Here is a 13329-nt window from a genome sequence, read left to right on the forward strand (position 1 = left end):
CGCTTACCCCAGCTTCTCCATCCGCGTTTCCCCTTCCACCATCGACAGCTGGTACAGCGAAAACGAACGGTGTTTCTCAATCAGCTGCGCCAGCTCCGGCGAGTGGCTGGTCAGCCAGATCTGCGAGTAGCGGCTGGCCTCGGCAATCAGGCTCGCCAGCGCGGGCAGCATCTGCGGGTGCAGGCTGTTTTCCGGTTCGTTGAGGGCGATAAACGCGGGCGGACGCGGGCTGAGCAGCGCCACCGCCAGGCACAGAAAGCGCAGCGTGCCGTCGGAGAACTCCGCCGGCTCCAGCGGTCGGGACAGTCCCTCGCGCTGCATCATCATGCGAAAACGGCCGTCCGGGTTATCGCTGTAAAACACGCAGCCGGGGAAGGCCTGGTCGAGAATGCGCATCAGCAGCAGCTCGTCGCCGATCTCGACGATAGTCTGAAAGGCGGCCGCCAGGTTTGCCCCGTCGCTGGCGAGCACCGGGGAGCGGAAACCCACCTGCGGAGCGCGAATGGCCGAGCCGGATGACACCGAAAACTCATGATAAAAGCGCCAGTTACGCAGGGACTCGCGCATCTGCGACACTTCCGGGTACAGGTGCGGCTCGCCGAGCTGCCCGAACACCGATTCGTTCTCATACAGCGTGCCGCTGTGGGTCACTTTTTCGTGATGCACGTTGTGTAAAAACACCGCCTGATTCTTGCGCTTCATCAGCTGCGACGACGGGCGGCGGTGGTGCCCGCTGAGCCAGATCGACTCTTCTTTGATCACCGGATCGAGCTGGAACTGCGAGGGATAGGGCAGCTTCTCGACAAAACCCACCTGCAGCTCGTACTCGTAGGTTTCCGTTTCTACCGCCAGGTTCATGCGCCGCAGCTGGTCGCTGCGGGTTTTGCCCGCCCAGAACACCTTTAAAATTCCGCCTTCATCCGCCAGCGCCTGGGAAAACTGCCCCTGCGCCGCGCTGTGCATCAGGTGGATCGCCTTATAGATATTCGATTTCCCGGTGCCGTTCGGGCCAAAAACGATGTTGAGCTGCTCCAGCTCCAGCGACATCCGGCGAATCGAGCGGTAGTTATCAATGTGCAGGGTTTTGATCATCGGCGTACTCAGCTTTGCGGTTTTAACCTGTACAGAATTACAGTGTTTTGCGCCGAGTGCAAAAAAAAAAGACGACAGTGAGGGTGTCGTCAAACGGGGTACTGCCTGGGGCCTCTTTCAAAAACTGGGCCCTTTGCATACTTTCTTTTACCTCACGGCAAGGCGCAGGCCGAGATCGTTCGGGTAGGGATCGAAGTAGTTTTGCGTCATCAGATACCGGTCAGGGTATTCCGCCATGTAGTGCTTGAGCAGCGTCAGCGGGGCGAGGATCGGCAGCAGTCCTTCACGGTAGTGCAGGATCACGTCGCGAAGCTCCACGCGCTGGCGGCTGTTCAGCTGGTTACGGAAATAGCCCTGAATATGCATCAGCACGTTGGTGTGATTTTTCCGCGACGCGGGATGCTTCAGGATCGTCATCAGCTTTTCGCGGTAGACCACGAAAAAGGCGTCCAGATCGTCCCACTGGTAGAGCGAGGCGACGAACGGCCCAATCGCCCGGTATCCGGCCTGATGGTGCGCCAGCAGCTGCAGCTTATAGCGGCTGTGGAAATCGAGCAGCGCGCGGCGGGTCAGGCCGTTGGCGCGCAGCGCGTTCAGCTCGTGCAGGGCGAACACGCGCTCGACAAAGTTCTCGCGCAGCACCGGGTCGTGCAGGCGACCGTCTTCCTCGACGGGCAGCCACGGATAGGTTTCAAGGAGAGCGGCGGTGAACAGCCCGACGCCCTCCTTGCGGCCCCGGTTGCCGTTTTCGTCATACAGCCGGACGCGCTCCATGCCGCAGCTGGGTGATTTCGCGCAGACGATAAAGCCGGACAGATCGCCGATTTTCGGCAGATAGTCTGCCGTGAAGTCCGCCATCTTCTGCGTAATGTCGTCATGAGGAGGCTTGCTGAACCGCAGTTCGGTTGCGCCATCCTCGGTAGGGATCAGGCGCAGCGCCGGGCGCGGCGTCGGCAGGCCGATTGCCATCTCGGGACACACCGGCCTGAAGCTCACCCACTGGGCCAGCTCATCCATGACAAAGCCCATACGCTTGTGTCCGCCATCGAAGCGAACGGCGGAGCCGGTTAAGCATCCGCTAATACCCAATATCGGTTTTGTGGTCATGGTATGCACCTCCAGAGTCCATACTTAAAACTTACACAACATTGCGATATTGTCCATGTATTAGCGGAGTGGATTTTATATATCGTTGAAATTAAGAATGTTTAACTGCCCTTGTAGGTGGAGTATCCGTACTGGCTCAGCAGCAGCGGAATGTGCAGTTTTTCATTGGTGCGGGTCACGGTGAACAGCACCGGGATCTCCGGGAAGAAGGTATCGAGCTTCTTGCCGTGGAAGTATTCCGCGGTTTTGAAGGTCACTTTGTAGACGCCCGGCTGCATATCCTTGTCTTCCGGATAGAGCGACTTAATGCGTCCGTCCTGGTCGGTTTTACCGCTGGCAAGGGTGGTCCAGGTGTTCTGCTGCTGCTTTTCGAGGGTCACGGTCACGCCCGGCGGCGGGGTGCCGGTCTGCTGGTCAAGCACATGCACGCTGAGGGTGCCGACGGGGGCGCTGAAAGCGGCAGGGGCGAAGGCCATCGCGGCGAGCGTTAACAGAGGGAGCGTTTTTTTCATTGTCTTTTCCTGTTGAGTGGTCAGTCACAGGAAAACGTTAGCACTCGCGGCGCGATAAAATATTCAACTTTTCGTGAACATTCCCGCAGGAGAAAATATTCAGAGGATAATTACCTCAAGGGAAAGCTGCTGCTGCCACTGCTCGACCTGCTTTTTGCGCGCGGCGGTCAGCTTGCCGCTGGTGACCAGCAGCCACTTCCGCTCGGGGAAAATTTCCGGCGCCAGCGCGGCGGGAGGCGTGGGCAGAATATCAATGCGGTGGCCCTGTCCGGTGCGGGTCAAGGCTTCGAGCCAGACTTCACAGGGGTCGTTCAGGTGCCAGCCGCTGAGCAGGAGATTATCCCCCGGCGCTTTTTTGTCGCCCTCCAGGCAAAACGAGGTGTAGGCGATGATGATGCCGTCGAGGATCTCGCGCAGGGTCATGGCGGCGGGCACGTTGGCGGACATCTGGCGGCGCATCGGGCGCAGCACGTGCGTGACCAGCTCAGGGCGAGGGTATTCGCGACCGGCGTCGTAAATCATCTGGCGCAGGGATTCGATTTTCCCCTCCTGTAAGCGCTGCAGGAGCGTGTCCTGCAACGTCTGCCAGTTGTTGGTGCGGCGCGGCGTGGGTCGCTCCAGCAGGGGTTTCACCTGGCCGATGGGCACGCCTTTTTTCACCCAGTCGAGGATTTTTAGCGCCTGCTGCACGTCCTCGTCGCTGTACTGACGATGGCCGCCGTCCGTGCGCTGCGGCTTGAGTAAACCGTAGCGGCGCTGCCAGGCGCGTAGCGTGGTGGCGGTGATGCCGCTGAGTCTGGCGAATTCGCCGATGGAGTAAGCCATGTCCGTGCCCGAGGAGGAAGAATAATCTCAATATACTACGAATTTCCGCTGTCGGGATGAAGCCCCGGCGCGCTGCACTACACTTAACATCCAACCGCACAAATGAAAGGAATTCTCATGAAGCTATGGCCTGTTGTGACCGGTGTCGCCATTGCACTGACCCTGGTGGCTTGTACTTCTCCCACGCCGCCAAAGGGCGTGCAGCCCATTTCCGGCTTTGACGCCAGCCGCTATCTCGGCAAATGGTACGAAATCGCCCGCCTGGAAAACCGCTTTGAACGCGGCATGGAGCAGGTCACGGCGACCTACGGCGAGCGCAGCGACGGCGGGATCAGCGTGCTTAACCGCGGCTACGACCCGGTGAAAGACAAGTGGAATGAGAGCGAAGGCAAAGCCTTCTTCACCGGTGAACCGACCACGGCGGCGCTGAAGGTGTCGTTCTTCGGCCCGTTCTACGGCGGCTATAACGTGATCAAGCTGGACGATCAGTACCAGTACGCGCTGGTCAGCGGCCCGAACCGCGACTATCTGTGGATCCTGTCGCGCACGCCGTCCATCCCGGACGCGGTGAAGCAGGATTACCTGAACACCGCGCGCAGCCTGGGCTTCCGGGTTGATCAGCTGGTGTGGGTCAAGCAGTAACGTCTACTGGTAGGAAAACGTAATGCTTGCCAGCGCGTTCGCCGAGCCGGGAACCAGCTCCCCGGTTCGGATGTATTGCGCCTGGAACGGCAGCGACAGGGTTTGTGCCGCCGAGGTGCTCTGGATAAAGAACTGGTTAGTGGTGCCCGCCGCCGAGCTGTCTGGCCCCATCATCAGCGGCCCGGTGCCGTTATAGAAAAACTGTACCCCCACGCCGGACGCGCTGGAGTCTCCGGTCAGGCTCACCACCGACGAGGTATTCGACGGCGTGGTCTGATCGGTCATTACCGCGTTCACCGCCACGTCCGCGTCGCAGGTCAGGCTGACGTTAAACGAGCCCGACGGGGAGGTGCTCCCCACTGCGGGCAGCGTATGGATATCAATATTGCCCAGCTCGACGTTCGCGCTTTTGGTGCCCACCGTACAGCCGCTTGCGGCGACCGTGATGCTGGTGGGGTCGATGATGACCTTCGCCGTTTTGACCTCGTTGTTGTAGGCGGTGAGGATCGCCGCGTCAATGGTCGGGGTCTGGTAGACGCCGGACTTGAGCGCTACGCCGGTTTTGATAAACGTGACTTTTGCCGACCAGCCCAGGCCGGTGGCGTAACCGTTTGTCCCGTCCGCCGGATAGCTCTGCGTAATGCCCGTCTGCATCGGAACATAGGTGGTGCCGTTAAAATCTTTTAGCCCAAGTATGAAGCCGATGCCGGGCACGCCCGTTTCAAACACCATGTAGCTTGCACCGTCCATCACGACCGTAATCCCGGTGGCCACCATGCTGCTGCTCGGCTCGAGCGTCCCCTTTGAGCAGGTAAATACCCAGCCGCACCAGAACACCTCCGACACGTTTGCCGTGGCGTTCCACTCAGAGCCGATGATCTTTCCCGGCTCGATGGAGTCTGCCGGGCCGGACCACGTCATCGGCGCTGGCGAAAGCGTGATATCGGATGTCCAGGAGAGCGCAAACGCCTGAGAGGTAACGAGCAGCAGGGTCAGAAACAGATAACGCATTATTGATACTCCGTGGTCCAGGTGGCGATTGCCGAAACGTCTCCGGCACTGATCGGCGCGCCCGTGGCGGCCAGCCGCGCATAGAAGGTCATTTTTACGCTGTCGTCCCCCGCAGAGCCGTAGGCGACGGTCTGGGTCTCCAGCGGGATCGGCACGCTGTCTTTATCGAGGATCTGCACCGCCACGCCGGTTGCGCCGCCGTCGGCAATTTTCAGCAGCTGCGGGTCGTCATCGTCCGGCGTGCCGCTAAAGCGGATTTTTACCCCCGAGAAGGTTGGCCCGCACTCTTCAAGCGTCAGCATAAAGGGGGTTTTGATATTGCTGACCGCCCCCGGGCGGGTGAATTGCTTCGCGCCAATGGTGCCCAGCGGAACGTCCTGCTCCTGAGAATCCGCCGCGACAATGCAGGTATTGCCAATTAAATTCCCGGTAACGGAAACCAGCACGTCGTAGCCGCGCACGGGAAGCGTGAAAATCAGCAGCAGAACGATGCCGGCCGTCCGAAGCGTCACTGACATACCACCTCCTGTGAATAAAGGCCTGTGCGGGCGTTATAGTTTTGCTTATTCAGCGCATAGTGAATGGTGCAGCGCTGGCCGCTGTTGCGGCCCCACACGGCGCTCAGCGTGCCCTTCTCGGACAAGCCGGACAGATACAGGCTGCCGCCGTCTCCGACGATGCCGCTGGTTTTGTCATCATTCAGCGAGACCAGCGTGCCGAACGGCAGCACGTCCTTGCCGTGCCGCACCACGAACATCGCTTTTGCCCCCCGGTGCGTGACGAAGGTGGCGCGTACCATCGCGCCGTCGGTAGGCGTTTTGTTGGCGATGGCGTTTTCCAGCTCCACGTCGTTGCCCACCGTGGTAACGTCCAGCGCGACCTGATTGACGCGGTACGGCGTGGCGTAGGGGATCACCGCGTAGCCCCGGCTGTCGGTTTTGATGCCCTTGTGGTTAAGCACGGAAACGTCGCTGGCGCCCGGCGCCTTCACCAGAATATTGGTGTTGCCGAGCGGCTGGCTCAGGGTCAGGCCGTCCTCATGCAGTACCGCGCCGCCGCTCATCCCGTAGCTGAGGTTGCGCGAGTCACGGGTATAGCTGTAGCCGAGGTTATAGTCCCCGCGCGCGCCTTCGTATTGCATCGCGACATCGCCGCCGTACTGCTGCTGTCGGCTGTAGCGCTGGTTAACGCTGTAATACAGGTTCTCCTCGCCCGGCAGATAGCCGCTCACCCCCGTGCTGGCGGTGGTGCCGGTTGAGTCCGCGTGGGTGGTGGTAAACCGGGCGCGGGTGGCGAGGTGCGGGTTGCCAAACGGCACCGACACGGACAGCGCCAGAATGTTGTCTTTTCGGTTGTCGTACAGGCTGGTGCTGCGCTGGGCGCTCACGCCAAGCGACACGTTCTGAAACGTGGCGTTCCACGCAAACTGCAGGCTTTGCGTGGTTTGCGACGTGTTCCAGTAGGTTTGCTGATCCCACGACAGCGACAGCGAGCCGTATTGCCCCATCGGCTGGGAGAGCAGCAGCTGGTTTTTGGCTTTGCGCGACATGCGCAGGTTATACACCTTGTCGTAGTGCGTGGTGACGGTGCCATCCTCTTCCACAACCTGCTTCGGCGCGCCGCCCGCCATCCCCTTGTAGGTGGTGTCGCTCAGGGTATAAAACCCCTTCGTGGAGTAGCGCAGCGAGAAGAAGTTAACCCGCGTGCCGATGTCGTTCAGCAGCTTGCTATAGCGCAGGCGCACCGAATCGCCGCTGTAGTGCCGATCGTCCGCCAGCTGGCTGCGGGCGTGGGTCAGGTCAATTGAATAGGCGCCAAACCGCCCCAGGTTCTGCCCCAGCCCGAAGGCTAAGCCGTTATAGCGATCGGCAACTTGCGCCCCGCCGTAAAACGTCAGGCCGTAGCGCCAGCCGTAGAAGAGTTCGCCCTGGGCAAAAGAGGGGGCGTCCTGATCCCCCGTCGGGCGATATTTTCCCGCGCCCAGGGCGTATTTCATCTGCCCGTTGCGCACCAGGTTTGGCACGCTGGCAAAGGGCAGCGTGTACTGCGTCCTGCTGCCGTCGCTCTCCTCAATGGTGACCGCCAGATCGCCCCCTGACGAGGTTGGATAGAGATCTTTCAGCACAAAGGCCCCCGGCGGAACCGAGGTTTGATAGATGATGTTGCCGTTCTGGCGAACCGTCACGGTGGCGTTGCCGCGCGCGATACCCCGGACTTCCGGCGCATAGCCGCTGAGGCTGGCGGGCAGCATGTTGTCATCGGTTTTCAGGGCGATACCGCGCAGCCCCACGGAGTCGAAAACCTGCGACGAGGTGTAGGTTTCCCCGGCGTACACCTGCGTGCGCAGGGCGCGGATGTCCCGCTGCAGCCAGGTTTGCACGTGGGTGAGCTCATTGCTCTCTTTCGTCCAGGTGGTGAAATCACGCAGCCGCCACGCGCCCAGGTTGACGGCGCTGTTGAGGCTCGCAAACAGCTGCCGATCGCGCGTGCGGGTTTCGCCCTGATAGTCATTGTTCGACCCATTCACCACGTAGTTCAGCCACGCGGCGGGAATGCCCGCCTCCCAGCTTTCCGGGCTGACGTACCCGCGCGGCAGATTGCGCATCGCACTTTGCGGCACGGTGAAGCTCAGGGTGAGGGTCTTCTGGTCGAGATCGAAGTGCGTGTCCGCATACGCCTTGCTTAAGACGATGCAGCGCTGGGTCGGCGGCAGCGCGCCGCCCTTCGCCTGATGGCTATCGATGCCCAGCGCGGCGAATTGTTCAGGCGTGAGGCAGGGCAGCGCTTCTCCCGCGCCGTCTTCCGCAATAAGGAACGTGACATTTCCCGTGAACGCGTAGTTGGTGTTGATGTACACGTTGAGGTTGTAATCGCCCGGCGGCAGCGCGCTCCCTGCGGTGACCCAGGCGAGATCGGCGCTGTTAGCGCTCTCGCCGTTGAGAAACGCGGGATTAAACTGCAGTTTGTTTTCCGCAGCCACGGCTTGCTGGCTCGCCAGAGAAATCACCGTGGCGCACAGGATTTTTATTTTCACGTGGTCACGCCTTACTGTTTTTATTATTGGGATAACGACGCGCGCGTGGCGGGAGTCCACGCCCCATAATCGTTAATCGTCTGGTAGCTCATGCTGCTCGCGTGGCTGAAGCTTTCGGCCAGGGTCACGCTGCTTTTCGGGGGCACCATCACTGGCAGCACGGGCCGACCGTCGATTTTGACGTTGATGGTGGTGAGGTAGTACGGCGTTGGGTTCGTGAGCGTGACTTTTCCCGCGCGATACGCGCCCGTCAGGCTTTTCCAGGCCTCCGAAGCGCCTTCTGCGAGGTTGTCCGGCCGATAAAAGACCTTGATACGGTTGGCCGAGGCAAACTGCAGCGAATTCCCGGCGCCATTTTTCACCTGCTGCGGGATGGCCTTTACCGTCATCCAGTAGAGCGTTTCCCGATCCCCGGGCAGCGCCTTGCCGTTAAACATGATTTTCACCGCGCTTTCGCTCGCGGGTTTCATGACGTACAGCGGCGGCGTGATCACGAAGTCGTTGGTGCGTTCCCCTTTCTCGTTCTCCATCCACGACTGGATCAGGAACGTCGCGTCAGGATGGGTGTTTCTCACCTGCATCATGGACTGGGTGGTGGCGCTGGAGTAGACCATTCGCGTTGCGCCCAACCCCACGCCGCCGGCATACGCGGCGGAGGAACATAACGCGCCCGCCAGGCAAATCCATGTATTTACGCGCATAGTGCTTCTCCTGAAAGAAAGGTCAGGCCCGGCCAGAAACCGGGCCTGAAAATTACGAATAGGTCACGGTGTAGGTGGCGACAGCGCTGGCATCACCCGCCGTGGCGTTGCCCTCAGGCGAGTAATATTTCGCGCTGAAGTTCAGGGTGTTTTCACCCTTACGCAGAGGGATGGCCGCAGCCGGTTCACCCAGCTTCACCACGTTGCCCTGTTCGTCATAGAGGCGGATCGCCACGTGCTGCGCGGAGTTGGCGCCACCGTTACCCCCAACGGCCAGGCTGTTGGCGTCCGTGTTGTCCGGCGTACCGGTGAAGGTCACCGCCACGGTAGTCGCGGCAATCGGGTTTTCTGGCGTTGAGGCCGAGGTATCGGCGATTTCACAATCTTCCAGAGTGATGGCAAAGGCTTTTGCCGTGCTGGCTTCGCTGCCCGCCGCCGCCAGCGTCGCGGTACGGACTTCACCCATATCAACGTCAATGTTGGCGCTGCCTGCGCTGATGGCGCAGGCGGAGGTCACCACTTTGCCGGTAAAGTTCACGGTTCCGCCGCTGGTGCTGGCAGCGAGTGCGGTCCCTGCTGGCAGTAATGCAGCAATAGCGATAGCGAGCAGCGTTTTGGTTTTATATTGAGCTTTCATTGTCTTGATTCCATTATGTTGTTATGTCGAGATTTGCTCTGAAAGCAGCAGGTCTAACTGGTTAAAAAGACCAGCAAATCTGTCTTGTTCCTGAGCCCGAGTTTTCTTATCGCTGAGCTTTTTAACGCGCTGACACGACGATAAGAAAGCTGCTCTGTTTCGGCGATGTAACGCATATCCAGACCCTTTCGTAGTTCCTTCAATACTCTCCATTCACCCGGCGTCAGCGATAACGCCGTGGGTTTCTTCACTGGGCGATAGCGGTTATCGACCATTTTTAATAAGGTGGCGCGCCAGTAATAAAGCGGCTCCTGGAGCGAGATATAGGCGTCAATATCTCCCCGGATCCACAGCCAGGAATTCGCCGGCGCGGAATACATGCAAATAAGCACGCCGGGAAAGAGAACGCGCATCCTTCTGATATATTTCAGGCAGTCATATCCCGCGTGATATTTATCCGTGCCGGACAAAAAAATCACGTCTAAAGGGGTGGCCTCCAGCGTTGTTTCAATCTCCGCGTAATCATCGCCCGACGCTTTTATTTGCGTATGCGGGGCGATATTTTTTAATAGCGCAGTAATCCCCTGACGTGCAAAGTGATCTCCGCCCAATAGCGCGATATTTAAATGACGGCGGTCGCTGCGTGTGTTCGCCATGTTATTCCCTCGATTTATAATTGTAATGAGACACGTCTGTCCGACAGAACGTTGTCTGTATTTTCGAAGCAATTAAGCATTGCACGTTGTGAGCTAACTATACTAAAGGCGTAAAAGAGGTAATCTGAATAAATCTTAATTTGTTTTAAGTGCAATTTACCCGCGGCGTATACTCTCCTGTATGAACCGGCGCTTGCTTATCTGCTTATAAATAAGCATACCCGGACTTTTTATTGAAAAGTTGGCTTTAATAAATGTTTTGTAAGGAAATAGTCCAGTCGCGTCATGGGATGGGCATGGTTACTGACGGTAACTAACAGTTTCGCGTTGAAATTGTTAATTTGCAGACCCTGTTTGAAGGCGGTCAAAACGTTGAAATTCGCCTGTATAGCGCGTGATGCCTGCTTTTCGCTAAACGTGACAAATTAGGCGCTCTGAATAATTCAGACAGCGATGGCTAAGGCGTTCAACGGCGGCTTTTGTCGAGTTTTGTCAGTGTCAAGGCGGCTGAAATGGCGATTAAGAAAAGTTCAGACGCATCTGAAAAACTCATAAGAAAATTAAGATTTTTCGCCAGGTGCCAGGATATACAGTTGCGCACTAATCCGTCACATTAATCTTAATCAGGTGAGGGATACGTCGGTTAACCGTGCAGGGAAGCGACATTAGTCACAGGCGTTGGCCGGAGGTATTAAGCCCAATCTATGCACAAGCATTACATTATTAATGGCCAGGTAGAGTTTCACCCGGCAGCCAGTACATTACGCGATCTCAACAATCCAGACCGGGTGGTGATATTAAATTCCCCGGCGGGCCGTTGTTTGTTGTTATTGATAGAACGCATCGGAACCATTGTGACGCAACAGGAGTGTATGGATATTGTCTGGCAGCGTCGGGGGATGCTGGTTTCGCCAAATACCTATTACCAGAATATTTCTATTCTGCGTAAAGGGCTAAAGAAAGTGGGTTTTGAACACGACCCGATCGTTACCATCCCGCGTATTGGACTGACGCTCGCAAGCGACACGAAAATCGTTATTAAAGAGGCGCCGGCGCAGAATACGGACGATGCGGAGGACGACGCGCCCGCGGTGGAAGAACCTGCTGCGCCGGAAATAGTTGAAGAGACCCCTGCTCCGGCGGCGTCGACGCGCCGCTTCTGGCTGCCGGGCGCGCTGGTGGCCTTGCTGGTGCTGGCTAGCATAAGCGTGCTCGGGCACAGCCAGCTGCGCGACAGCTATTTTGTGGACGGGTATCGCTTCACGAAGATGGTCGGCGAATGTCGGCTCTATTTTTCCCGCGATATTGAAACGCAGCGCGATCGGGATAAGGCGCTGGCCTACGCCACGCCCTTTAAGGATCAGTGCACGAACTATCCCTGGGTATACGTCAGCGGATACACCCATCTGCCGCGCGCGTCGGTGATCCGCTGCGACAGGCCGATGACTGAACCCAACCGCTGTATGTCTGATTATTTTATCGAGGATCATTAGTATGGTTCGCTACCGTCAAATGCTCTTTCCGCTCGGTCTGTGCCTGCTAATGGCGGTGGTGGCGGCGGGGTATTATCTCTGGCATCGCCATTACATTCAGCCCTTTTCCTGCCAGGTGAACTTTATCCAGCATCACCCGGATGAAACGCTCTCTCTATGGCTGAACTACACGGTAGAGGGCAGCACCGGCATACTCAGTATGAATGGCCGCTTGAAAAGCGATCCCGAGAAGGTCCTGAATCGTAAGATTTTCTTCCAGGTGGAGCGTAAAGACAGCGTCTATACCCTGACGTCCGTGCGTAATATGGCGTTCCCGGATGACAACATCAGCAACAGCTGGCTGGAGAAATACGAGCCGCTATTTTTTATCTACCCCAATAAGAGTATTTATATGCGAATTAAGCCGCAGCAGAATGACAGCTATTTATTTATTCTGGGGACGTTGCCGACCTATGTCTGCCATAAGTCTAAAAGCGAGTAGCTAATATAAAAAATATTTCTTATTTTTGCCGACGTCATTTATGCTTGATTGAACAGCTAAGATATACCTTAGAAATATAATAGCAGCAATAATGTTGCGACAATGTAAGTATTATTCTTCGGCAAGGTAATGAAAAATTTAATTGATGATCGCGGCAGAATGGCGCCTGCGCGGAATAAATCCCTGAATATGGGTTTACTCCTGTGGCCCCAGTTCTCGCTTCTGGCCTTTGCAGGGTTACTGGAGGCATTACGTATTGCCTCCAGCGTCCAGAAGCGTAGTAAGAAAATAACCTTTAAACTCAGCCTGATAAGTATTTCCCCTGACGAGCCGGTGGTAAGCAGTTCAGGTATCAGCGTGCTGCCGGAGGCGCCCCACGCCCCTCCCGACGCCTTCGACTACGTAGCCGTGATCGGCGGTAGCCTGGACCATCTTCACCTTGGGCATCGCGGCGACAGAGCGTTTCTCGCCAGGGCCCATGACCACAACATTCCCCTGATAGGTATCGGCACCGGCAGCTTTATTCTGGCAGAGGAGGGCTTGCTGAACGAGCGTCGCGCCTCGATTCATCCTCACCAACACGACGTTTTCACGCAGCGGTTCCCGCTGGTTTACGCAGAGCAAGGCCTCGATTTCATCGACGAAGGCGACGTGCTGACCTGCCCCGGCGGGATTTCGACGCTGACGCTGATCACGGCGCTGATCCGCGACCACGCGGGTAACGACATAGCGGCCACCACCTCCCGACGCCTGTCTCTTTCTCCCCATACTCTCGTCACGCCGCGGCCGGCGAACATTGCCCTGATCCCCGATTCGCGCCTGCGCAGGGCGGTGATGATTATCGAACAGTACCTGACGCACCCGCTCACGGCCGCCCGGCTCGCCGAGGACGTTAAGCTGAGCGAGCGGCAGCTGAACCGCCTGTTCCACGCCGAGTTTGGCAAAACCGCGCGGGAATTTATTCGCAGCGCCAGGCTGCGCTACGCCTGCTGGCTGCTGAAAAACTCCCAGCAAAGCGTGACGGATATCGCGAGGCGGATGCGGTTTAGCGACTGCGCCCACTTTATTCGTCATTTTCAGACCGAGTACGGCTGTACGCCCGGGGTATGGCGAACGTTGCAGAACTGACGGGCTGAAT

14 protein-coding genes are annotated in these 13329 nt (G+C 57.9%); 4 read left to right on the forward strand and 10 right to left on the reverse strand.

What is annotated here, in order from left to right:
• Window positions 1–3: 3 nt before the first annotated feature.
• The 4 genes from AB6V08_RS11230 to AB6V08_RS11245 all read right to left on the reverse strand — a co-directional run bounded on the left by AB6V08_RS11230 (window position 4) and on the right by AB6V08_RS11245 (window position 3536).
• Window positions 4–1092 carry an AAA family ATPase gene (locus AB6V08_RS11230; RefSeq protein ID WP_368542732.1) on the reverse strand — a complete coding sequence of 363 codons (1089 nt, stop codon included), beginning with the start codon at window positions 1090–1092 and terminating at the stop codon, window positions 4–6.
• Between the two features lie 147 nt (window positions 1093–1239).
• Window positions 1240–2199, reverse strand: a complete 960-nt coding sequence (locus tag AB6V08_RS11235; RefSeq protein WP_368542733.1) for a YbgA family protein — start codon at window positions 2197–2199, stop codon at window positions 1240–1242.
• A gap of 101 nt (window positions 2200–2300) precedes the next feature.
• Complete coding sequence (uraH, locus tag AB6V08_RS11240) at window positions 2301–2711, reverse strand: hydroxyisourate hydrolase (RefSeq protein WP_368542734.1); 411 nt, start codon at window positions 2709–2711, stop codon at window positions 2301–2303.
• A gap of 99 nt (window positions 2712–2810) precedes the next feature.
• A complete protein-coding gene (locus tag AB6V08_RS11245; RefSeq protein ID WP_368542735.1) occupies window positions 2811–3536 on the reverse strand; it encodes a MerR family transcriptional regulator in 726 nt (241 codons plus the stop codon).
• Between the two features lie 117 nt (window positions 3537–3653).
• Between AB6V08_RS11245 and AB6V08_RS11250 the strand changes: the two genes are divergently transcribed.
• On the forward strand, window positions 3654–4178 hold the full coding sequence (locus AB6V08_RS11250; RefSeq protein ID WP_368542736.1) for a lipocalin family protein: 525 nt from the start codon (window positions 3654–3656) through the stop codon (window positions 4176–4178).
• A 3-nt stretch (window positions 4179–4181) separates the two neighbouring features.
• Here the strand turns inward: AB6V08_RS11250 and AB6V08_RS11255 are convergent, their stop codons facing one another.
• Genes AB6V08_RS11255 through AB6V08_RS11280 form a run of 6 tightly spaced genes read right to left on the reverse strand, consistent with a single transcriptional unit; the run spans window position 4182 to window position 10217 of the window.
• Entirely contained in the window at window positions 4182–5189 is a 1008-nt protein-coding gene (locus tag AB6V08_RS11255) for a fimbrial protein (protein WP_368542737.1), read from the reverse strand.
• Entirely contained in the window at window positions 5189–5707 is a 519-nt protein-coding gene (locus tag AB6V08_RS11260) for a fimbrial protein (RefSeq protein WP_368542738.1), read from the reverse strand. The genes AB6V08_RS11255 and AB6V08_RS11260 overlap by 1 nt, the downstream gene beginning before the upstream one ends.
• Entirely contained in the window at window positions 5698–8223 is a 2526-nt protein-coding gene (locus AB6V08_RS11265; protein ID WP_368542739.1) for a fimbria/pilus outer membrane usher protein, read from the reverse strand. Before AB6V08_RS11265 ends, AB6V08_RS11260 begins: the two co-directional genes overlap by 10 nt.
• Window positions 8224–8246: 23 nt before the next feature.
• A complete protein-coding gene (locus AB6V08_RS11270) occupies window positions 8247–8924 on the reverse strand; it encodes a fimbria/pilus periplasmic chaperone (RefSeq protein ID WP_368542740.1) in 678 nt (225 codons plus the stop codon).
• A gap of 52 nt (window positions 8925–8976) precedes the next feature.
• Window positions 8977–9561 carry a fimbrial protein gene (locus AB6V08_RS11275; RefSeq protein ID WP_368542741.1) on the reverse strand — a complete coding sequence of 195 codons (585 nt, stop codon included), beginning with the start codon at window positions 9559–9561 and terminating at the stop codon, window positions 8977–8979.
• 53 nt (window positions 9562–9614) lie between these two features.
• Entirely contained in the window at window positions 9615–10217 is a 603-nt protein-coding gene (locus AB6V08_RS11280) for a helix-turn-helix transcriptional regulator (protein ID WP_368542742.1), read from the reverse strand.
• Window positions 10218–10921: 704 nt separating this feature from the next.
• On the opposite strand from AB6V08_RS11280, the gene AB6V08_RS11285 reads away from it, so the two are divergent.
• The 3 genes from AB6V08_RS11285 to AB6V08_RS11295 all read left to right on the forward strand — a co-directional run bounded on the left by AB6V08_RS11285 (window position 10922) and on the right by AB6V08_RS11295 (window position 13319).
• Window positions 10922–11710, forward strand: a complete 789-nt coding sequence (locus AB6V08_RS11285; RefSeq protein ID WP_368542743.1) for a transcriptional regulator — start codon at window positions 10922–10924, stop codon at window positions 11708–11710.
• A gap of 1 nt (window position 11711) precedes the next feature.
• A complete protein-coding gene (locus tag AB6V08_RS11290) occupies window positions 11712–12191 on the forward strand; it encodes a hypothetical protein (protein ID WP_368542744.1) in 480 nt (159 codons plus the stop codon).
• Between the two features lie 129 nt (window positions 12192–12320).
• Complete coding sequence (locus tag AB6V08_RS11295; protein ID WP_368542745.1) at window positions 12321–13319, forward strand: GlxA family transcriptional regulator; 999 nt, start codon at window positions 12321–12323, stop codon at window positions 13317–13319.
• The last annotated feature ends 10 nt before the right edge of the window (window positions 13320–13329 follow it).

The organism is Enterobacter soli (assembly GCF_964208575.1).
GTDB classification, from domain to species: Bacteria; Pseudomonadota; Gammaproteobacteria; order Enterobacterales; family Enterobacteriaceae; genus Enterobacter; species Enterobacter soli_A.